Genomic DNA, 19,625 nt, shown 5'->3' with positions numbered 1-19,625 from the left:
AGACGTAAGGGAGATTTTTATGGGAAATAAAATCGCGTCGTTTTTTCACTTCCAGGAGCTAGGAACTAATTTCCGGACGGAAACCCTGGCTGGAGTGACCACCTTTGTTTCAATGGTCTACATCCTCTTTGTGAACCCGCAAGTGCTTGGCGCCGCCGGGATGAACAAGGGGGCCGTTTTCACCGCGACTGCTCTCGCCACCGCCTTTGGGTGTGTGTTAATGGGAGTTATCGCTAACTATCCGTTCGCCTTATCGGCCGGACTCGGAGTGAATGCCTTCTTCGCGTACTCCGTTTGTATCGGGATGAAGGTACCGTGGCAAACGGCCATGAGTGGGGTCTTCATTGCCTCCATTCTCTTCATTATTTTAACCGCTTTAAAGCTACGGGAAAAAATTATTAATGCGATTCCTGTCGATCTAAAGGCAGCGATTGGAGGCGGAATCGGGCTTTTCATCGCCTTCATTGGATTTCACGACGGTGGAATCGTGGTTGCCAACAAGAGTACGTTGGTGAGCCTGGGGTCCCTCACGGATCCATTGACCCTGCTGACGGTCGCCGGGTTAATCATCACCCTCTTCTTAATGAGCGCGAACGTGCCGGGCGCCATCTTCGTCGGGATGGTAATTTCTTCCGCCATCGGAATGCTTACCGGATTAATCAAGTTACCAACGGCCTTAGTCGCCGGGGTACCTAGCATCAAATCAACTTTCTTAGTCAGTCTGTTTAACATTGATAAGATCAATACCCCCCAACTCTTCGTCGTGGTGCTGACCTTCCTGCTGGTTACCTTCTTTGATACGGCGGGAACCTTGATTGGATTAGCAGAACAAGCCGGTTACATGCGCAACAACCAGATGCCGCGGGTTGGTAGAGCCCTAGCCGCCGATTCAACCACCATGTTAGTTGGATCCTTACTGGGAACTTCTCCAATGAGTGTTTACGTGGAATCCTCTGCCGGAATCGCCGTGGGGGGTCGGTCTGGATTTACCGCCATTGTAACGGGAATCCTGTTCATCTTTGCGATGTTCTTCTCCCCATTGCTAGCTGTGATTACCAGTCAAATTACTGCTCCAGCGTTAATTATCGTTGGGGTCCTGATGGCTAAATCTCTGGCTCAAGTCGATTGGAGTAAGTTTGAGCTCGCTGCTCCGGCCTTTCTAATTGCGGTCGGCATGCCGTTAACCTACAGTATTTCGGACGGAATTGCCTTAGGTTTCATTGCCTACCCAATTACCATGATTGCCGCTAAACGAGGCAAGGAAGTGGGTTGGATGATGTACGCCTTAGCGATTGTCTTCCTGATTTTCTTTATTATTTTAAAAAACTAGCATCGCAATTAACTAGCCATTTCGACTTCGTTTGGAATGGCTTTTGTGTTGGTCGAAAACTCACTTTCAAATTGCTATAATAGAGGTAATGGCCTCCGTTGGGCTAAATCTTTTTGGAAAGCGTGAATCTTACCATGGACAACCAATCTCAACCGCATCGGGCAAAGCAGCGTCGTGCTCCCTTGGGGGGAACTAGAAGCTGGATTATCATCGGCTTATTGCTAATCATCATTGGGAGCGGAGCCGTAGGAATGATCGTTCATTTTCACCATGAAAGCCAGGCTACCCACCCAGTGAAAACCGTTTCCAGCAAAAAACACACGGATACCGTAAAACTAGCCAAACCCCTGCACTTAACGAACACCAAGGCCCAACAGGCGATGGTGATTGATGCCCAAACGGGCCAAGTCCTTGGAACCAAAAACGCTCACCAACAAGTTGGAATCGCATCTGAAAGTAAAATGCTCACGGCCTACGCCGTTTTAAAAGCCATCAAAACCAAACGGATTACCTGGAATACTGAGGTCCCCATTACCAAACAGTCCGATTGGTCCCATAAAGATTCCAACGTTTATGCCCATCTAGACGTGCACGAAGGGGAAAAATTACCGGTTCGGACCCTTTTTAACGCCATGTACACATTGTCTGCTAACGATGCGGCTTTTGCCCTCGCAGACTTTATGAAACCAAAGAACCTGACCCAACAACAGGCCCTGACCAAGTGGGCCCAAGAATTGAATCTCAACGGCTCGAAGTGGCTTAACGCGGCCGGCCAGTTGAACAAAAACGCCGGTGACTATGAAGTAAAACAACAACATCCAGATGCCGAAAACATGGCCAGTGTGACGCAAATTGCCAAAATTGCCTACCGAAACCTCCAAATGGGTCCGGAGCTCCACGAAGATTATCACGAGCTTGATTTTGTCTACCAACCCATGCCCCATGACTCCAAAGCCCTCGAAACAGAGTTATCGCGGTTTCAAAAGGGAGTGAAACCCCACTTAAATAACCCACTGAACCTTAGTTTTAAGAACTTCAAAACCGGGTCCAGTCCCAAATATGGAGGGGGAATCTCGGCTCTCATGCAAACGCCCGACGGTCATGAATTCATTGTCGTCGTGGACGGGGCCGGTAGCTACATCAGTCGCTTCCCCCGCTTTCAAGAAAGCGTAAATGCGTTAACAGAAGTGCTCCAGCGAAAGCAACCGATATCCTTTAAAAAGAACCAACGGGTGCAACAACTGTACACCATTGATGAGCCCCAGGCACACGTTGAAACAATTAAGAAACCAACCGTTTATTGGAATGACAAACTGAACTAGCTAAAAATGCAGGCAGAAAAATTATTTTCTGCCTGCATTTTTTATTTCCCCGTTCGTTCCGCCAGCAAGCGCTCACACAGCCGTAAATAAGTCGCATCGTGCTCTGGGTAAATCGGATGGGTTAATTCACAGGGCGTTAATTCCTGATACGCTGGACAGGTTTTGCCCCGGTATTCGGGCTGACGCCAGTGGGAATCTGGATGATACCCGCGTCGTTCCATCTCGTCCATCACCAACATGTGAAACTGAAATAATTTGTACGGTGAGTGATTAAAGACGTAGTTCACGGTCGCGTGCTTACGTCCCCAGCCGTTACCCCGTAATGCGGCACACTCACGGTGTTGGCCCAGTAACTGTTGTCTTGGTAGTTTCTGAATCAAAGCTTCATGCCACAGGCGCATGGTCATCATCCTCCCATTCTTGCAGTAAGCGACTCTGCAACAAGTAATCAACTTGGTACTGGTAGGCGAGCCGCAGTAACAATGGACCCACGGAATCATGAGCTGGTGTCACTTCCGCGAGAGCTGCCTGAAACTCGGCCTTTTCTGTTGGGGTTGCCATCCGCTTGAAATAGCCCCAGACGTGCTGATACGTGTTTCTGAGCGTCTTTACGGTCGGAGTCAGTTCCCCTGCGGTCAGTAACAGCTCGTGGGCAATCACCGCTTTATCCTCATCCCACTGATTATTGCGCGCCAACCGCCGCCAGGCATTGTACAAATGTTGTGACCGGGCCATCACCCAGTATTTTTGGTACGCCCACTCTGCTTGCCACTGTTCCATTGCACCCTCCCATCTAAAAACAAAACCGGGAACCCCATGAGGGGATGCCCGGTTTTCAATATTTTAGTAAGATACCAACTTAGAAGTTAAGATAAGCTTGTTAATCCTCACTACCATCATAACAAAATTTCTAACTAAAAGCTAGTTTTTATAATGATAGGCGGCGTTCAAACCATTTGGATAGTAACGATAGACTGTAGTTCACAATGAAGTACAAAGCTGTAATCAGTGCAAACATCGGAATCATGTAGTTTGGATTCTGTCCATAAATAACCTGACTCCGAAACGTCATTTCCGTTAACACAATGGCCGTGGCTAGTGACGTATCCTTCACCAGCGAGATAAACTGCGAAATCAACGGAGGAATCGAATTTTTCAATCCCTGTGGTAGCAAAATGTACCACAATGCCTCCCACTTATTCATTCCCGTAGAGAGCGCTCCTTCTGATTGCCCCTTTCCGACCGAAAGAAGTCCCCCCCGAATGATTTGAGAGATCATCGTGGATTCAAAGACGGACATCGCCACAACCGTGGCCGTAAAGGCGTTTAATTCTACCCCCAGCTTTGGTAAAGCAAAGTAGGTAAAGAAGATCAGCAACAGTAACGGCAGGTTCCGAATCGTGTTAACAATCAACTGTAACGTCCGCGAGAAGTACGGTACTTCTTCGTACAGAACCACTCCGAATAAGGTTCCAAAAATAAAACTGATGATGATCGAAATCATGGAAACCCCAATTGTGATTCCTAGTCCACCCAACAGGTAGTGGAGGTTGGTAGCACTAAAAGCAGATAAAATCATTAGTTACTCCCCCCTAACTTATTTTCGAGTTTCGTCATCACAACGGACAGTGGTCCGGTCAGAAGGAGATAGAAAATTCCAATTACGATGTACGTGTTAAATGGATCGAGGTTGGTTCCAGAAATCACGTTAGCTTGGTACATTAAATCTAACCCCGCCACAAAAGAAAGAATGGAGGAGTTTTTAATCAAGTTAATGAACTGGTTTCCTAAGGAAGGTAACGCAAGTTTGAATCCCTGTGGAAGTACCACGTGCATCATGGCTTGGGTGTAGTTTAATCCCATCGCCCGGGCTCCTTCCATCTGACCAGGATCCACGGAGTTTACTCCACCCCGGATACATTCAGCAATAAAGGCCGACGTATAGAGTGCCAGGGCAATCGTTCCCGCCCAAAATCCGTTGATTTTAAAGACATGTGAAACCACTACGTAGAAAAACAACGTAATTACTAGCAGGGGGATGTTCCGAAAGAATTCCACCAACGCTTTTCCGATACCACGAACCACCGGTTGGGGCGTCATTTCCATCAGCGCAAACACCGTGCCTAAGACCAGCGAACCGATTAACCCGAGGATTGAAGCTCCAATCGTGTAGCCGAATCCGGTTAAAATCGTTTGCCAGTTATCAGTAAAGATTTTAATTATCATTTCAGTAGTTCCCTCCAATCTAAGCCGGGAATGTTACCAAACCACTTTTTGATCAAGCGTTCGTACGTTCCGTTTTCGCGAATGGTAACCAACGCTTGGTCGACTTCGTGTTGTAACCGGGTTTGTCCCTTATCAACTGCCAATCCATATGGTTGGTTAGTAAAGGTTCCCCCGACTACTTGCACGCTGGGACTCTGAGAAGAGAACCCATACAAGATGGCGTTATCAGTCGTCATGGCATCCCCTTGCCCTGATTGCAGGGCACTGAAAGCCTGGGAGTTATCAGGCATCGCAATTACCTTGGCTTTGGGTGCAAACTGCTTGGTGGTTTGTAAAGCAGTGGTGCCCATCACCCCGATGATGGTTGCATCTGGACGATTCAAATCTTTAATGTTCGTAATCGGTGAGCCCTTTTTCACAAGCAAAGATTGCCCCGCAGGGAAGTATGGCTTAGAAAAATCAACCACTTTAGCTCGTTCCGGCGTGATCGTCATGGAAGCTGCTACGGCGTCCACCTGATTATTCTTTAACAGCTGAATCTTTGAGGACGTGGTCACCGGCGTAAATTCCGGTTTGATCTTGGTCCCTGTTTGCTTGGCAATTTGTGCCGTAATCGCGCGGGCAATATCTACGTCAAAACCTTCACTCTGACCCGTTTTAGGACTAATTAATCCAAATAAACGGGTATCTGACTTAACTCCCCACCGCATTACGTGCGTCGTTTTCACGGTTTGTAAACTATCGTTTTCACGAGCCTGACTCCTTTGGTGATTTAAGCCGAGGACAATGGCCAAGACTAAAATCACCACGAGGACAATGGCCGCTACGAGGCCCACTCGTCGTTCGTGTAATTTACTCATTCACTGCACCTCATTTCCTAGTGATGTTCCACTTGTGACAAGAACTTCCGCGCCCGTTCCGTTTCCGGATGGTCGAAGAACTTGTCGGTTGGCGCATCCTCTAAAATTCGCCCGTCGGCCATGAAAATTACCCGATCGGCAACGGCCCGGGCAAAGTCCATTTCGTGGGTTACCACGAGGGTGGTATACTGCTTGTTAGCCGCAATTTCTTTCATAACGTCCAGCACACTCCCGACCATTTCAGGGTCTAAGGCTGAGGTTGGTTCATCAAACAGAATTGCTAACGGATTCATGGCTAGTGAGCGCGCAATTGCAATCCGTTGTTGTTGCCCTCCGGATAATTGGGATGGGTACTTGTTAATTTGATCTGCTAACCCGACTCGTTCCAACAGTCTTTCTGCTACTTCCCGATTTTCTTGATCGCTCCGTTTTAACACGATCTTTGGTGCTAACGTAATGTTTTCTAAGATCGTTTTGTTATTGTAGAGGTTAAAGTGTTGAAACACCATTCCCACGTTCGTCCGCAGCTTGTTCAGGTTTGTAGCGCTACTAGCCACATCTTGTCCGTCCACGATTAATTGACCGGATTCCACCGTTTCTAAGCCATTAATGGTCCGCAACAAGGTTGATTTCCCAGAACCAGATGGTCCAATTAAAACCACGGTTTCTCCGTCCTTGATTTCTAAGTTAATGTCATGTAAGGCGTGAAAAGAACCGTAGTATTTTTGCACGTCCGTAAATTTAATCATTGATTTCACTTGTTCATCCTCCTTGTTTCCATTAGCCAGGGAGCTGACTACTTTTAAAATAGGCTTTTATCCGTCATTCACCTATACTTCATGTCACTTAATGTGACATTTAAATTCAATTTTTTGTACAGGAGTTATCTATGTCAAATCCTTCTTCTCGTTGCCACTGGGCCCAATCAACTAACCAACAACTCGTAACCTACCATGATCAAGAGTGGGGAAAACCAGAATTCAATTCACAACAACTCTTTTAGTTATTGTCCTTGGAACTCATGCAGGCTGGTCTCAGTTGGGCCACGGTGCTCAAAAAACGAACGGCGTTTGCGGACGCTTTTCACCACTTTGATTACCACCAGGTGGCAACAATGGAGCCGGAGCTGCCGAAGCTCTTACAAAACGCTGCCATCATTAGAAACCAGCGCAAGCTGACCGCTGTAATTAAGAACGCCCAGGCAATTGTTAAGCTAGAAGAGGCCGGAACGAATTTCAGCGACTTGCTCTGGGATTTCGTTCATCACGAACCCATTATTCACGACGTTCCAACTCCTAGTGCCGTCCCAAAAACCATTCCTTTAACCGACCACGTTAGTCACGAACTCAAGCAGCGCGGTTTTCAGTTTACCGGTCCGGTCGTTTGTTACTCGTTCTTTCAGGCAGCGGGCATGATTAATGACCACGAAAATCAGTGTCCGTTTAAATAACCTTTTTACCTGCTCTTAAACTGGAGCAGGTTTTTTATTGGCACGACCGCCGGTGACATAAGACAAGCAGTCCCGCCACTAATCCAGCGAACCAGTGCCAACGTCGTTTTGCCCGATGTGTTTGCACGGTGCTCATCTCCTTTCCTGCTTAGAGCAGTGGTGATAGGAGCCGACTAAAGTACTGCTTGAAATTTAACCACCGTGATTCTTGCGCAAAAATCTGTTGCGTTTGCAGGGTACTTTCTGCAATTGCCGACTGGTAGATGGCTTCCATCCGGTTGGCCAGGTCCTTGTCATAGACAAACGCATTGCATTCAAAGTTCAGTTCAAAACTCCGGTAATCCAGGTTCGCCGAGCCGATGGAAACTAATTCGTCATCAATCACCATTGTCTTGGAGTGTAAGAATCCGTTGTTATAGGCATAAACCTTAATCCCGAGCTTAGTTAGTTGTTCCGTGTAGTATTGGGTAGCCCGGTACACAAAGGCGTGATCCGGCATCGATGGTGTCATAATTTCGACTTTAACCCCCGATTTTACCGCAATTTTCAAAGCATCTAAGACTGATTCATCCGGAATTAAATAAGGGGTCATGATTTTAATCGAATGGTGGGCCATTCCAATCAATTTAATGTACCCCATCTTAATTTGTTCCATCGAAGAGATTGGGTCACTAGCGACAATTTGCATGACAGCATTTCCGTCCGTATGAATCTTTGGATAGTACTTTTTGATGGCTTCCGTTTCGTTTGGATCAATCTTATCGTTTGGAGCCGTGGCATTCCAATCCAAGATGAACCGGGATTGGAGTCCCTGGACTCCTAAACCGTGAACCCGCATCATACAGTCATACCAATTCCCGAACTTCTTTTTCCAACCCATGTACTGGTCCCCGATGTTCATTCCACCGATGTAACCGTACTCACCGTCAATCGTTACCACCTTGTGGTGATCCCGGAAGTTAACCCGCATATCGATTAAATTAAAGCGGTTATGCAGGAATGGTAAGGCTTTGCCACCAGCATCAATTAACGGCCGGAAGAATTTTTCATTGGTTCCCATTGAACCCCAGGCATCGTAAATCACCCGAACGTCGACCCCTGCCTTAGCCTTTTCCGTCAACAAATCCAGGGTTTTCGTCCCAATCTTATCGGCATAAAAGGTGTAAAACTCGATGTGAATCGAACTGTGCGCGTTTTTAATATCAGTAAATAACTGCTCCGTAAAATCGTTTCCGTTAGTATAAACATCGACCTTGTTATTACCGAGTAACGGCGCAGTGGCAGTATTCATAAACATCTCGATGATTCCAGTGGCACGGTTCAAAATTTGATAATTAGTATTTTCTGTGGCAGTAAACTTGCCCAACTGCCATTTTTGTTTGTGAATTAAACTGCTCACCTGTTTTTTGGTACTACCAGATAACCGCAACATCCGATTTTTGGGCAACCGACGACCAAAAAAGGCGTAGATGAAGAATCCAATCACGGGAATAAAGACGAGGACCAAGAACCAGGCCCAAGTAGCCGCAATGTTACGGGGTTGGCGAAACACCGTAATAATGGCAGCAATCGTGTTTATTAATACAATGATCCCTAAAATTTCTAAGATTAATGTCATGCAAACTTTCCTCCTTCTTAGCTTGCCTCTATCATACCCGATTTAGAGGGCGGATGGGACCCATTTTTTAATTGCAAGCAATTAATTTTACATTTAGACCCGTCCATTGCAAACAAAAAAGAGACCACTACTGTGATCTCTTGAAACTGGTTTAATTACTGGGCGACTACTTGCCGACGCGCCAAAAGCTGTTACAAGCCAATGCAAATCATTCCGAAGATACAAACGACCAATTCGATTATAAAAATTGTACGGTAAGTTCCCAATTCGGCAAATAACTATGTTGATCCAATAACAGCGCGTACGTTAACTGCGGAGCTAGTCGCTGCATCATAATTAATAAACACGGATTAAAACTAGAAATAATAACTTGGAGCTTCGTATCAATCTGCTTAATTTGCGCTTGTAACTTTGTCACTAGTTTACTAACCAATTCCTGCGCGTGCGGATCCGTAGTCCCTTTTAATTCAAAATTCACATTCAACTGGTGCTGGTTAAGGGTTTGAACCAATTGTTCAACGGTAGGAATCCGGACGACTTGAAATCGGTGGGCATAAATAATTTTTCCCATTTTAAATCCTTTCCGTTTCTAAGTTCACCTTCCCCAATTGATTTTGACAAGTGAATGTAAAGGTTGGATAAACGTCCAAACCAAAAACCGAACTTAGTAAACATCCCCTAAGTCCGGTTCTTTTAAATTAATTTTGATTATGCCAACGAATCCCATGGTGGCAACACAATTGGCGCTGCTTTCAGCGCTGCCTGTTGCTTTTCCGTCAGGTACTTTCGTTCGACGACCACTTCATAAACGTAGTCATTCATCCAGTTATCGCCCATAACAAAGTAGCCATCCTTGCCCACTTTGTCACCCCAGCTGTTTTCAACTTTCCACTTCTGGGGGGCGCCGTTAATCAGATCCACTCCGGTTAGCGTCATAGCGTGGCTCACTTCTGCTTCATGAGTCTCGAACCGTTCCTGCTTACTCATCCGCGTATCTACGTCCAAGAGTTTGTCCTGTAGGTACAAATCACTGTCGAGTAAGCCAGCTTTTCGATCAGCCTGTTTTAAGACGTCGTTTCCAAACCAGACCGTTTCTTGATCCTGGAGCTGGTGAATGGCCGCCTGCTTCAGTTCCTCCATCGGAAGGTTCAAGAATTGAATTGGAAGCCCGTTAATCACGTTATCCTGGCTGGGTAAGGTGTAGATTTGGTAGTAATCCTTGTCAGGCGCATTGCTGAGCACCACGTAGTCGTTTAAATCAACGCCAATGTACTTTTGATAGAATGCTTGGGGCGTTAAGCCCTGATCTAAGTGATAGTGATTGTCGTCATCTCGATATTCAAGGTCAAACCGTTCTGGGGGTACTCCAATTGCGCTGGCGGTAATTTGGTACACTTCAGTTAAAAAGCGGTCCTTAGCGCCCATAATTTCGTCATCACTAGCACCATCGTGAATCAACTTCCGTAAGGCTAAACCGTCCTTACGCAGTTTCCGATTCAAGAGATCCGCAAATTCTCCCGTACTTTCCGTTACGGCATTTTCAGGGAATGTTTCACGTGGAACAACCCCGTACTTTGCAACTAAGGCAGCGGCCATTGCCCACTGACCCCCATCGTCATCTGGAGAATCAAGGTAAAAAGAGACCTCGCGATCAGATAAAGGCCGATCTGCTAAGGCAATCATCCGGGCATAAAACATGTTAGCTCGTTCAATCTTATCCCAAAAGAAAAGATAACTTTGGGATAATTCGAAGTCCTTCACGTTGTATTGAGCTGCAAAACGGTGCCGCAGCGTGTTTAAAATGGAAAAGAGCCAACAACGGCCACTTTGCTTCTGATTAGAAACCTTGCCGGTCTGCACTTCATCCGAAAACGTCCGATTTAACTGTCGTAAAACCGTTGCATTCTTCGCCGTCTGGTTAATCCCGTTACTATTAATTGCGTTCATCACTACTTGGTGATTCGGCCAGGCTTCAAACTGGGCCTGTAATTCTCGTAATTTTTTATCTGTCAGTGGTGCTGCAAAATCCATGGAACTTCGCTTCCTTTCGTTTAGTAGCCATTGTACGAATTTCACCGGTAAAAAGCAATCCTAAACAAAAAACAACCCACATTTAGTAGGTTGTTTCTGAAGTTATTTAGCTTGGTGATTAATGTTGTTTCGTTCAGTAGGGGTGCTCCCAAATGGTAAGGTCTGCACAACCCCAATGATTTTATCCTTAGGAACAAAACCCCAGTAGCGACTATCGTTTGATACCTTCCGGTTATCCCCGAGGACGAAATACTTCCCCGCTGGCACCTTCATCGCACCCTTATCCTTCACCCAGTTTGTTCCCTGAGTGGAAAGGGAATGCAAGTCCCAGTTGCCAGTTTGATTAGCGTACTCAGTTCCTTGACTTTGTTGTTCCTTACTGATGTAGGATTGCTTAACCTCCTGGTCATTCACGTACAGCTTGTTGTTTTTAAAAGCAACCGTGTCACCAGGAACGGCAATCACCCGCTTCACGTAGTCAGTTCCAGCTGAACCGAGAACCCGTTTAATGGCGCCGTCGTTAGCGGCTGCCGTCGGGTCCACTCCCGTGGCATTAAATACAATCACACTCCCACGTTTAGGTTTAGCCTGTCGCCACACCATAATGGTTTGCCGATCGTGCAGGTTTGGGTCCATAGATGGACCACTGACCTTCGCCACGGTAAAGAAGGTTTGCTTAATCACCAGGGCAATCAGTAATCCCAGTACAATGGGAATTACCCAACTTAAAATTCCTTTAATTGTCTTCATTACTCCACTCCTTATTTAATCGCACTACTTCTATTTTAGCATTTAATGGCGATTTCGTTTTAAAAAGTTCTCCTTTTGCTGGGTCACTTTGTCATTTAAGAAACCAGCCGGACCATGAGGAACTCCGTCTAGGATATGGACTTCCACGTTTTCCGTCCCAATAACCGTGGTAATTTGCGCAGCTAAGTTAATGGTTTGCACGTACGGAACCACCCGGTCACCCGTCCCTGCGTACATTAAAACCGGTACCATTTGTCGATTAAGAAAAGTGGCTGGATTGGCTAAGGCATTTAACTCCGGAACGTCAGCCGGCCGGTGAAAGCCTAGCATCACGCCTTCAAAGGAGTCAGCAGCCCCCGTTTCTGTAAACTTGGGCTTCTGCTTTAAAATCGCAAACTGAGCCTGCATCAAAGCTAGATTATACGGTCCATAGGAGGCAATTACGCCGTTGACCCGGTCACTCACGTGAAAATTACCGCCTACCGAGCTTTGCAATTTACCAGCCCCACTAGAAGCAGCGGCGAGCATTGCTAGTTGCGCCCCCGAGGATTCTCCCATTAAAAAGACGTTCTCTGGATCTAAATGATACTCAGCCGCATGCGCCTTCACCCACCGAATTACGGCTTTAATTTCGTACACTGGTTGGGGAAACGGGGCCATGTAGCTTAACGAGTAGTTAGGGCTCACAATCGCATAGCCCCGCTTGCGTAGCTCGAGCGCTCCCGCTAGTTTTTGCGAACTCTTCGCCCCAAAGTACATACCTCCACCGTGAATATCAATGATGACGGGTGCTTTCTGGCTACTTTGATCCGGCCAGTATAAATCCAGTCGATTCCGATCTCCATCAGCGTACGGAAGGTCTCGTTCCTGTTTAATTCCATCCGTTTGCGCGGGAACAAAATGCGTCTCGCGTTCGATAAATTTAACCATTAAAATCCTCCTAATCTTGCGCTGTTTGTAAAATGCTTTCTGCCACGTGCCAACCTAACGTTGCGCAACGAACCCGAGTTGGAAATTCGCGCACACTCCGCAATAACCAAGCATCACCAAGTTGTGCTTGTTCGGCTGGATCAGGCTTTTCTACCGTCAATTGCCGTTTGAAAGCTGAAATAACGTTGGTTGCTACAGAAACATCCTGCCCCTGCAGCAGATCCGTCAGCATACTAGTAGAAGCCATGGAAATGGTACAACCCTTCCCGCTAAAGCGGATTGCCTTAATTTGGTGGTCGGTAATCTCCATCGCTACCTTAATTTCATCACCACAACTAGGATTGCGTAACGTTGCTTGGTAGTTAGCTGTCTCAAGCTCCCCAAAGTGATGTGGATGTTGTCCGTAATCTAACACTACTTGTCGATACAAACTATTCAGCTTCGCTAGTCCCATTTGCAAAAAACTCCTTCACGTGTTGAACGGCCGTTAAAAAACGGTCAATGTCCGCATTATCATTATAAAACGCCAAACTCATTCTTAGGGTTGCTGCGACTCCTAAATCATCCATTAGTGGCTCGGCACAATGATGACCAGCGCGCAACTCAATGCCTTCTAAATCAAATCCGGTGGCAGCATCATGCGGATGAATTCCATGGAGATTAAACGCAATTACCCCCAAGTGTTCCTCTGGGTGTGCTGAACCATAAATTTCAACTCCTGTAATCCGGTTTAAGCCAGTAAGGGCGCGGTTCATTAAGGCCTGTTCTCTAGCTAGTAATTGATCTAGCCCTTGTTTTTGTAAGTAGATTAATGCTGCTTTTAAGCCAATCGCGCCGGCAACGTTGGGCGTTCCAGCTTCAAATTTTAAAGGAGCTGGTTGAAACGCCGCTCCTTCTCTATGCACGTAATCAATCATTTCGCCCCCAAATTGGGTCGGTTGCATTCGGGCGAGCTGATCCGGTTTGCCGTACAAAACCCCTATTCCAGTGGGACCATACACTTTATGTCCCGAAAAAACTAAGAAATCAGCATCTAAATCCTGCACATCAACCGGAAGATGCGGAACTGATTGCGCTCCATCCACGATCAAAGTTGCATGAAACCGATGTGTCAGTGCCCCAATCTTTTTAATCGGATTAACGTTCCCAAGCACATTTGAAACTTGTTGAACGGAAACAATTTTAGTTTTAGGAGAGATTTTGGCCCTAAAATCCTCCAGATCAAATTGACCATTCGGAGTTACATCTACATAGATTAGGGTTGCCCCCGTACGCTGGGCCACCTGTTGCCAAGGAACTAGATTACTATGGTGTTCGGCAATGCTAATCAAAATTTCGTCGCCGGTCTGTAACTCAGGTACAGCATAGCCAAATGCAATCCAATTTAAACTTTCCGTAGCGGACCGGGTAAAAACAATGTTACTAGCAGCAGGGGCATTGATAAAATCAGCTACTTGCTTACGCGCTGCTTCGTACCATTCTGTGGCCTGGCATGAAATGCTCCCCACGCCCCGGTGAACGTTTGCGTTACTTGTTTCATAAAATTTTAATAGTTCATCTAAAACTACCCGTGGTTTCTGAGTAGTGGCGGCATTATCAAGATAAACCCGCCCATCGGTCTGGCGGGCATGAATTAGAAACGGAAAATCTTGTTTATAGTCCTTCACTAGCATCACGGCTCCTTTTGTGCCATCAAACAGCACTACTGCAGTTATAATGATGCTTATTTTAACTCATTTCCTAGTTTAAAATAAAGAACAAATAAAAGCCCACTGGGGATTACTTAATCTCCAGCAGGCTTTGCTGCTCCCGGTACGTTGTTTCTTCCGGGAAGTCCGCTAAAATCGGTGGGCTAAGCGCGCCACAAAAATCGTTAAAATTAACAAGTCAGCCGAACCGCCCAGGCTCAACCGGCGCTGTGCAAATTGATCTGTCATTTGCTCTAACGCGGAAAAGTCCAACTGGCCAGTGGTTTGTTTCACATGTAACAATTGCTGGGCCTGCGCCTGCACCTGGGCCACAATTTCAGTGGTTCCCGCTCGTTTAATCAAGTTGCTGTCCCGACTGTTAGCGACAATCGCCAATAATGCGGTTAAGATGCGTTCCCGCTGACTACCTTGGCTAGTTAGTAAAGCCGGCAATCCGTGTTGAAATACGGTCGGAAAACCGGCTTCCGCTTCGCCCCGAATTCCCGTCGTTCCATACTGCAGGTACTGCCGTTCTCCTGCCGTTAGGTGGTGCTTGTGCTCTAAGTCGGCAAAGTCCATGCTCACTAACCCAGCGGTCATCCCTCGCTCAATCGCTAAAAGATCAGCCAAGGTCACCGGAGCCGTTTGCGCCTGGGCCTGCGCACGGCCACAAGCAGCCACCATAATCCCTAAGACAAAAATGGCCCCTTTATGAGTGTTTACGTTCTGGGTAACGGCAAACATTCGTTGTTCCGCTGCAATTCCGAGTGGCCGCAATTGGGCCATTAACTTCGGCAACTGAGCTCCAGTAAAAGCTGCCCCCGCCTGAAAACACTGCTCTAAGTACGGTGGCATGCTTAAGGCACTCTCAATGAACAAGTAGACGTCCATGTCCTCGTGGCCCCGATTATCGACGGGGTCTACCAGTCCGGGTTTGGGGTGGGTCACCACCTCGTCCAACAACGCTCCAAGTGCCGCTTGGCTAGTAGTAGTGGCAGCTAACGGTGGCAAGGTCAAGTCAAACTGTGCCTCAGTCATCGCCCAAAACCTCCGTTGCTATCCGGTTAAAGTAGGCTTGCAGTTCCGCAACTGAGTGGGTCCGGTTTCTCCCGCATTCCTTAGCTGGTCTTTCACACAAGAAACACCGCCGGACGGAATCCCCGAGTTCACTACGAGAATAATGTTGGTGGTCTCGCATTAAGACGTCCGCATCAAACAGCCGTCCCACTGGTTCCTGGTCTTCAAAGGCAATCGCCCGCCGCTTTGCGGCTAACCCAGCTTCGGCAAAAACGTAGAACACTTCCGTCCCGGCATTCGTTGTTGTCACTACCGGGGCCTGTAACTGTGTAACGTCCTGAAACTTAGCTTCTAACTGCTGTTTTCCCACCGCAAACAGGTCCTGTAACTGTGCATTGGTCTTAATCGGACCGGGGACATTCATTTTCAAAGCAACCACCGTTCCTTGCGGAAACTGGTTCAACAATTGTTGTTGTTGCCACACCCGTTCGTCCTTACTGTGCAAAACATCGGCGATGGTCTGGGGCGTTCCCGCCGTAAATAGGTCTCTCATCCGTTTCCTCCACTGTGCTTTGTCAAGCAAAAAAGCGGGCGTCTGAAAAGCAGGCCCCGCTTTTTTGGTATAACTAGTCTTTTACTTCTTTAATTGCATCAATGATGGAACCATCCCGGTATTCAACCAATCCGACGGTGCGATCGGTGAACTGCAAATCTGCTTCTTGACCCACAATTTGTTGAGCCATGTCAGCTAATTCATCAATGGTGTAAACGTTTAAACCAGGAACGTTGGATAATTCTTCCTTCAGTTCGGGACGGTTCGTGTTCACTGCAATTCCCCGTTCCGTAACCAGTACGTCAATTGAACTTCCTGGTGTAACGGCCGTACCAACGCTCTTCACGACGGAAGGAATCCGACCCCGTACTAACGGAGCACAGATAATCGTTAACTTAGCAGTGGCAGCATCTTGGTGACCACCAACGGCGCCCCGGATTACTCCATCAGAACCAGTTAACACGTTAACGTTAAAGTCCGTATCAATTTCTAAGGCACTCAAGATGGAAACGTCCAACTGGTCCACCATAGCTCCCTTGTTGTCAGGGTCAGCGTACCAAGAAGCATCAATTTCTTGTTGATCCAGGTTATTCTTCATGGATTGGGCGGCCGTCTTATCAAAGTCTTGCACGTCCATTAACTTGCCAATCAGGCCTTCTTCTAAGAGGTCGACCATTGGCTTCGTAATTCCCCCGAGTCCAAAGGAAGCATGAATGTTTTTGTTGACCATGGCCGTCCGTAAGTAACGCGTTACAGCTAAGGCAGCTCCACCAGAACCAGTTTGGAAGGAGAAGCCATCCTTAAAGTATGACGATTTGGTGATTACGTCACTAACCAGGTTCGCAATTTTCAAGTTTTTTGGATCCTTCGTAAACCGAGTAGCTCCAGAACCAATCTTATCTGGATCTCCCACTTGGTCCACTTCCACCACGTAGTCCACTTGGGTTTGCTTAATGGAAGCCGGCGTGTTGGGGTAGTCAACCAGGTTGTCAGTTAATAAGACCACCTTGTCGGCGTAGTTAGCGTCCATGAGGGCGTAACCAAGGGAACCAAAGGCTTCGTCTCCGTACATTCCGTTTGCGTTTCCGCACCGGTCTGAGTTAGGAACCCCTAAAAAGGCTACGTCAATTTTAATGTCGCCGTTTTCAATGGCCCGAGCCCGACCACCGTGGGACCGGAAGATCACTGGGTTAGGGAGTAAACCATGTGACACTTCGTCTCCTAGTGAGCCCCGCATTCCGGAAGTCGTAATGTTTGTGACCGTTCCGTTTTTAATGGCTTCGATGGCTACGTCGTTCATCGCACCGGTCAAGGAAGATGGAGCTAACGTCAGGTCTTTAATTCCCTGGGCCATGATTTCCTTCATCACTTGGTTAAAGACAAAGTCTCCATTCCGGAAGTGGTGGTGAAAAGAAATCGTCATTCCGTCTTTCACGTTATCCTTCACGATTTGCTTTAAGTCGTTTGTCACCTTATCGTCCCCCGTGGACAAACGAACCTTAGGAGCAGTCCGTTGCACAATCGGGTGACCAATTTCCGTGGTCGTAAACGGTTTAAAGTCTAATTTTTCTAGTAAAGTGCTAGGTAATTCTCGTCCTAATTTATTCTCCAATGTAGTGACCCTCCTTGTCGACGATTCCAGAAGCCTTAGCCAGTTTCATCACCCGTTCAGCCCGCATTACAACCGGCCGGTCAACCATTTGACCGTTCATGGCAATTACTCCAGAACCAGCTTGGTGAGCTCGTTCAATGGCCGCAATCACGTTTTGCGCGTTCTTAACTTCCGCTTCACTTGGTTCAAAGACCTTGTTAATCACTGGGATTTGCCGTGGATTAATGACTGATTTACCGTCGTAACCTAATTGGTGAATGAATTCAGTTTCTTCAATCAAGCCATCCACGTTATCCACGTTAGTGTAAACCGTATCAAAGGCTGAAATCTTAGCAGCCCGAGCAGCGTTAATAATCATGTTCCGCGCAAATTCAAGTTCTTTTCCACCTGGGTACCGGTGGGTTTGCAAGTCGGTCGTGTAATCTTCGGCTGACAGTGCAATTCCGATCATCCGGTCCGAAGCCTTGGCGATTTCCTTCACGTTCAAGACCCCTTCGGCACTTTCAATCGCAGCCATCAAGTGCGTGGTGCCCACTGGAATGCCAAATTTTTCTTCGGCGGCAGCTACCAAGTTTTCGGTTTCCCGAATCATGTCAGCATTTTCCACCTTTGGAATCCGAATTACATCAATCCCGGCTTTTACCATGGCTTGAATGTCAGCTTGGAAAAAGTCCGTATCGAGTCCGTTAATCCGAACCACCAATTCAGTGTCACCGTAGTCAACCGTTTGTAAGGCTTCATACACTAAAATCCGCGCCGAATCCTTTTCAGCCAACGAAACGGCATCTTCTAGGTCAAACATGATGGAGTCCGCCCCATAAATCCCGGCGTCCTTTAACATTCCGGCGTTATTACCGGGTACGAACATCATTGTCCGGCGTAAACGATCTTTTTTAAATGTCATTAGAGTACCTCCCATGCTGGTTCTGCACTGGTGCCAAGGGCCCGTTGTAAGGCCGTAATGGTCCGCGCTTTAATTACACAGTCCAAGGCCCCTTGGTCCACGGCCTTGACGTTCACGTTGTCCACGTCAAAAGCGGCCACGACGGCAGCAATGGTCTGTTTAATTTGTGCTCCAAACCGTTCTTGCACGTCAGAGGTCAAATCAATTTGCACCCCATCCGTTCCCTTACTAACGGTGATTTGGATGTCAGATGACTCTAGAGTGCCATCCATGGCTGTTTTTTTAATTTCCATCAATCTTCATTCCTTTCCTAATCCGTTCCTGCAATTCTGCTCGGTGCTCCGTAATGAAAGTGGCCGTTGTCTTTGGCACCAATGTGTCTAAGGACTCCAACCGGTTGTCTTTAATTGCCAGCCGCACGTCCCGAGCAGAAATAATCTTCCCAGCAGTTTCCTTTCTGGGAATGATCTTAACCCGGACCGTAGGTGGCAAGACGCTTTCTAAGACCTCATTATAAACGTTCGTCGTCTCAGAATGCGGTTCTGTGCCTAAGTAGCGAGTCGTGATGTTAAGCGCTGGGGCAATCCGTTCCTTAAAGATTAAGGCATCAATCGTGGTTTGATAGCGCACCCGACTCTTATCACTCTTTAAAAAGTAGGCGGGGAAGGTCGCATAACTCACGAGGTAATCCGAGCCACTGACCACATCGACATTCTTTAAATCAGCCGTGCCCGCCTGAACCATTTCAAACCGTTCCTGCGAATTAAACAGGGATTTATCGGTACTAACCACAAACACGTAGACGTGGGCACTCTGCTGGGCGGCTGCTTCTACCAAATAGCGATGCCCTAACGTAAACGGGTTAGCGTTCATCACAATGGCGGCACTTTCACCAGCAAACTTGGGAATTTGCGCCAGATAATCAGTAATGGACGTGGGACCCGTTTCTAAAAACGCGGCACTTTCACTGTGCACGATTTCTTGAAACCCGACGTGCTGAAAACTATCCGAATACTGTGGTTTGGTAAACACAAACACGTGAAAAATGCCCTGCTGCCCTAACTGGGTCAGTAACGTTGACACAATTTTGTTAAAGTAGGCCCCATTTTCACTAGTTTTGTGGCACACCCCAATGTACTTCAGCACGTTTTCTGAATACGAGCCGGTTCCCATCAAGCGGTCACCTTCAAACAGCCCGATCGTTCCATCTAACGGATCCACCTCATCGGCAGTAAAGTTTGCAATCCCTAATCCCGAAAGGAACGAGCGCCATTGCTCAAATTCATCCGGATTGTGGAGGTTCATCTCCCTGATCTCTGCGTCCATCCGTTACT

The 19,625-nt window shown here is 47.2% G+C and carries 21 protein-coding genes and 1 pseudogene; 3 read left to right on the top strand and 19 right to left on the bottom strand.

Going from position 1 to position 19,625, the window contains the following annotated elements:
• Positions 1–19: 19 nt before the first annotated feature.
• Positions 20–1,330 (top strand): NCS2 family permease, encoded by a 1,311-nt coding sequence (locus M3M39_RS01435; protein ID WP_252797457.1) that lies wholly within the window; start codon positions 20–22, stop codon positions 1,328–1,330.
• A 134-nt stretch (positions 1,331–1,464) separates the two neighbouring features.
• On the top strand, positions 1,465–2,652 hold the full coding sequence (locus M3M39_RS01430; RefSeq protein ID WP_252797456.1) for a D-alanyl-D-alanine carboxypeptidase family protein: 1,188 nt from the start codon (positions 1,465–1,467) through the stop codon (positions 2,650–2,652).
• A 41-nt stretch (positions 2,653–2,693) separates the two neighbouring features.
• Here the strand turns inward: M3M39_RS01430 and M3M39_RS01425 are convergent, their stop codons facing one another.
• The 6 genes from M3M39_RS01425 to M3M39_RS01400 form a co-directional block, all read right to left on the bottom strand.
• A complete protein-coding gene (locus M3M39_RS01425) occupies positions 2,694–3,053 on the bottom strand; it encodes a TIGR02328 family protein (protein WP_252797931.1) in 360 nt (119 codons plus the stop codon).
• A complete protein-coding gene (locus M3M39_RS01420) occupies positions 3,037–3,432 on the bottom strand; it encodes a YbgA family protein (protein ID WP_252797455.1) in 396 nt (131 codons plus the stop codon). The genes M3M39_RS01425 and M3M39_RS01420 overlap by 17 nt, the downstream gene beginning before the upstream one ends.
• Before the next feature lie 148 nt (positions 3,433–3,580).
• Entirely contained in the window at positions 3,581–4,231 is a 651-nt protein-coding gene (locus tag M3M39_RS01415; RefSeq protein WP_252797454.1) for an amino acid ABC transporter permease, read from the bottom strand.
• On the bottom strand, positions 4,231–4,878 hold the full coding sequence (locus tag M3M39_RS01410) for an amino acid ABC transporter permease (RefSeq protein WP_252797453.1): 648 nt from the start codon (positions 4,876–4,878) through the stop codon (positions 4,231–4,233). Before M3M39_RS01410 ends, M3M39_RS01415 begins: the two co-directional genes overlap by 1 nt.
• Positions 4,875–5,738 carry a transporter substrate-binding domain-containing protein gene (locus tag M3M39_RS01405; RefSeq protein WP_252797452.1) on the bottom strand — a complete coding sequence of 288 codons (864 nt, stop codon included), beginning with the start codon at positions 5,736–5,738 and terminating at the stop codon, positions 4,875–4,877. The genes M3M39_RS01410 and M3M39_RS01405 overlap by 4 nt, the downstream gene beginning before the upstream one ends.
• 17 nt (positions 5,739–5,755) lie before the next feature.
• Positions 5,756–6,487, bottom strand: coding sequence for an amino acid ABC transporter ATP-binding protein (locus tag M3M39_RS01400; protein ID WP_252797929.1), 732 nt, complete (start codon positions 6,485–6,487; stop codon positions 5,756–5,758).
• Between the two features lie 140 nt (positions 6,488–6,627).
• Between M3M39_RS01400 and M3M39_RS01395 the strand changes: the two are divergent.
• A pseudogene (locus M3M39_RS01395) lies at positions 6,628–7,188 on the top strand (DNA-3-methyladenine glycosylase I).
• 148 nt (positions 7,189–7,336) lie between these two features.
• Here M3M39_RS01395 and cls read toward each other — a convergent pair.
• From cls to citC, 13 genes are all read right to left on the bottom strand, one after another.
• Complete coding sequence (cls, locus tag M3M39_RS01390) at positions 7,337–8,806, bottom strand: cardiolipin synthase (RefSeq protein WP_252797451.1); 1,470 nt, start codon at positions 8,804–8,806, stop codon at positions 7,337–7,339.
• 238 nt (positions 8,807–9,044) lie between these two features.
• Positions 9,045–9,377 carry a glycerophosphodiester phosphodiesterase family protein gene (locus M3M39_RS01385; RefSeq protein ID WP_252797450.1) on the bottom strand — a complete coding sequence of 111 codons (333 nt, stop codon included), beginning with the start codon at positions 9,375–9,377 and terminating at the stop codon, positions 9,045–9,047.
• A 137-nt stretch (positions 9,378–9,514) separates the two neighbouring features.
• Positions 9,515–10,837, bottom strand: coding sequence for a C1 family peptidase (locus M3M39_RS01380; RefSeq protein WP_252797449.1), 1,323 nt, complete (start codon positions 10,835–10,837; stop codon positions 9,515–9,517).
• A gap of 102 nt (positions 10,838–10,939) precedes the next feature.
• Entirely contained in the window at positions 10,940–11,587 is a 648-nt protein-coding gene (lepB, locus tag M3M39_RS01375) for a signal peptidase I (protein WP_252797448.1), read from the bottom strand.
• 42 nt (positions 11,588–11,629) lie between these two features.
• Entirely contained in the window at positions 11,630–12,517 is an 888-nt protein-coding gene (locus M3M39_RS01370) for an alpha/beta hydrolase (protein ID WP_252797447.1), read from the bottom strand.
• A gap of 10 nt (positions 12,518–12,527) precedes the next feature.
• A complete protein-coding gene (gene sufU / locus M3M39_RS01365; protein ID WP_252797446.1) occupies positions 12,528–12,971 on the bottom strand; it encodes a Fe-S cluster assembly sulfur transfer protein SufU in 444 nt (147 codons plus the stop codon).
• A complete protein-coding gene (locus M3M39_RS01360) occupies positions 12,949–14,190 on the bottom strand; it encodes an aminotransferase class V-fold PLP-dependent enzyme (protein ID WP_252797927.1) in 1,242 nt (413 codons plus the stop codon). The genes sufU and M3M39_RS01360 overlap by 23 nt, the downstream gene beginning before the upstream one ends.
• Before the next feature lie 165 nt (positions 14,191–14,355).
• Complete coding sequence (gene citG, locus M3M39_RS01355; RefSeq protein ID WP_252797445.1) at positions 14,356–15,243, bottom strand: triphosphoribosyl-dephospho-CoA synthase CitG; 888 nt, start codon at positions 15,241–15,243, stop codon at positions 14,356–14,358.
• On the bottom strand, positions 15,236–15,775 hold the full coding sequence (gene citX / locus M3M39_RS01350) for a citrate lyase holo-[acyl-carrier protein] synthase (RefSeq protein WP_252797444.1): 540 nt from the start codon (positions 15,773–15,775) through the stop codon (positions 15,236–15,238). The genes citG and citX overlap by 8 nt, the downstream gene beginning before the upstream one ends.
• 73 nt (positions 15,776–15,848) lie before the next feature.
• Complete coding sequence (gene citF / locus M3M39_RS01345) at positions 15,849–17,387, bottom strand: citrate lyase subunit alpha (RefSeq protein ID WP_252797443.1); 1,539 nt, start codon at positions 17,385–17,387, stop codon at positions 15,849–15,851.
• Positions 17,377–18,291: a citrate (pro-3S)-lyase subunit beta gene (gene citE, locus M3M39_RS01340; RefSeq protein ID WP_252766564.1), complete on the bottom strand. Its 915-nt coding sequence runs from the start codon at positions 18,289–18,291 to the stop codon at positions 17,377–17,379. Before citE ends, citF begins: the two co-directional genes overlap by 11 nt.
• Complete coding sequence (gene citD / locus M3M39_RS01335) at positions 18,291–18,584, bottom strand: citrate lyase acyl carrier protein (RefSeq protein WP_252797442.1); 294 nt, start codon at positions 18,582–18,584, stop codon at positions 18,291–18,293. Before citD ends, citE begins: the two co-directional genes overlap by 1 nt.
• Entirely contained in the window at positions 18,574–19,617 is a 1,044-nt protein-coding gene (citC, locus tag M3M39_RS01330) for a [citrate (pro-3S)-lyase] ligase (RefSeq protein ID WP_252797441.1), read from the bottom strand. The genes citD and citC overlap by 11 nt, the downstream gene beginning before the upstream one ends.
• Positions 19,618–19,625 lie beyond the last annotated feature (8 nt).

It is taken from the genome of Fructilactobacillus hinvesii, from assembly GCF_024029435.1.
Classification (GTDB): domain Bacteria; phylum Bacillota; class Bacilli; order Lactobacillales; family Lactobacillaceae; genus Fructilactobacillus; species Fructilactobacillus hinvesii.
The sequence above is the reverse complement of the archived record's forward strand: the minus strand, read 5'-3'. Positions and strand labels throughout refer to the sequence as shown.

Bases quoted from the DNA above. Each gene is read 5' to 3' on its own strand.
- citD (WP_252797442.1), bottom strand. From the start codon at position 18,584: ATGGAAATTAAAAAAACAGCCATGGATGGCACTCTAGAGTCATCTGAC.
- M3M39_RS01425 (WP_252797931.1), bottom strand. From the start codon at position 3,053: ATGCGCCTGTGGCATGAAGCTTTGATTCAGAAACTACCAAGACAACAG.
- M3M39_RS01385 (WP_252797450.1), bottom strand. From the start codon at position 9,377: ATGGGAAAAATTATTTATGCCCACCGATTTCAAGTCGTCCGGATTCCT.
- citG (WP_252797445.1), bottom strand. From the start codon at position 15,243: ATGACTGAGGCACAGTTTGACTTGACCTTGCCACCGTTAGCTGCCACT.
- citE (WP_252766564.1), bottom strand. From the start codon at position 18,291: ATGACATTTAAAAAAGATCGTTTACGCCGGACAATGATGTTCGTACCC.
- M3M39_RS01435 (WP_252797457.1), top strand. From the start codon at position 20: ATGGGAAATAAAATCGCGTCGTTTTTTCACTTCCAGGAGCTAGGAACT.
- citX (WP_252797444.1), bottom strand. From the start codon at position 15,775: ATGAGAGACCTATTTACGGCGGGAACGCCCCAGACCATCGCCGATGTT.
- M3M39_RS01420 (WP_252797455.1), bottom strand. From the start codon at position 3,432: ATGGAACAGTGGCAAGCAGAGTGGGCGTACCAAAAATACTGGGTGATG.
- M3M39_RS01430 (WP_252797456.1), top strand. From the start codon at position 1,465: ATGGACAACCAATCTCAACCGCATCGGGCAAAGCAGCGTCGTGCTCCC.
- sufU (WP_252797446.1), bottom strand. From the start codon at position 12,971: ATGGGACTAGCGAAGCTGAATAGTTTGTATCGACAAGTAGTGTTAGAT.
- M3M39_RS01380 (WP_252797449.1), bottom strand. From the start codon at position 10,837: ATGGATTTTGCAGCACCACTGACAGATAAAAAATTACGAGAATTACAG.
- M3M39_RS01415 (WP_252797454.1), bottom strand. From the start codon at position 4,231: ATGATTTTATCTGCTTTTAGTGCTACCAACCTCCACTACCTGTTGGGT.
- M3M39_RS01370 (WP_252797447.1), bottom strand. From the start codon at position 12,517: ATGGTTAAATTTATCGAACGCGAGACGCATTTTGTTCCCGCGCAAACG.
- cls (WP_252797451.1), bottom strand. From the start codon at position 8,806: ATGACATTAATCTTAGAAATTTTAGGGATCATTGTATTAATAAACACG.
- M3M39_RS01405 (WP_252797452.1), bottom strand. From the start codon at position 5,738: ATGAGTAAATTACACGAACGACGAGTGGGCCTCGTAGCGGCCATTGTC.
- M3M39_RS01360 (WP_252797927.1), bottom strand. From the start codon at position 14,190: ATGCTAGTGAAGGACTATAAACAAGATTTTCCGTTTCTAATTCATGCC.
- lepB (WP_252797448.1), bottom strand. From the start codon at position 11,587: ATGAAGACAATTAAAGGAATTTTAAGTTGGGTAATTCCCATTGTACTG.
- M3M39_RS01400 (WP_252797929.1), bottom strand. From the start codon at position 6,487: ATGATTAAATTTACGGACGTGCAAAAATACTACGGTTCTTTTCACGCC.
- M3M39_RS01410 (WP_252797453.1), bottom strand. From the start codon at position 4,878: ATGATAATTAAAATCTTTACTGATAACTGGCAAACGATTTTAACCGGA.
- citC (WP_252797441.1), bottom strand. From the start codon at position 19,617: ATGGACGCAGAGATCAGGGAGATGAACCTCCACAATCCGGATGAATTT.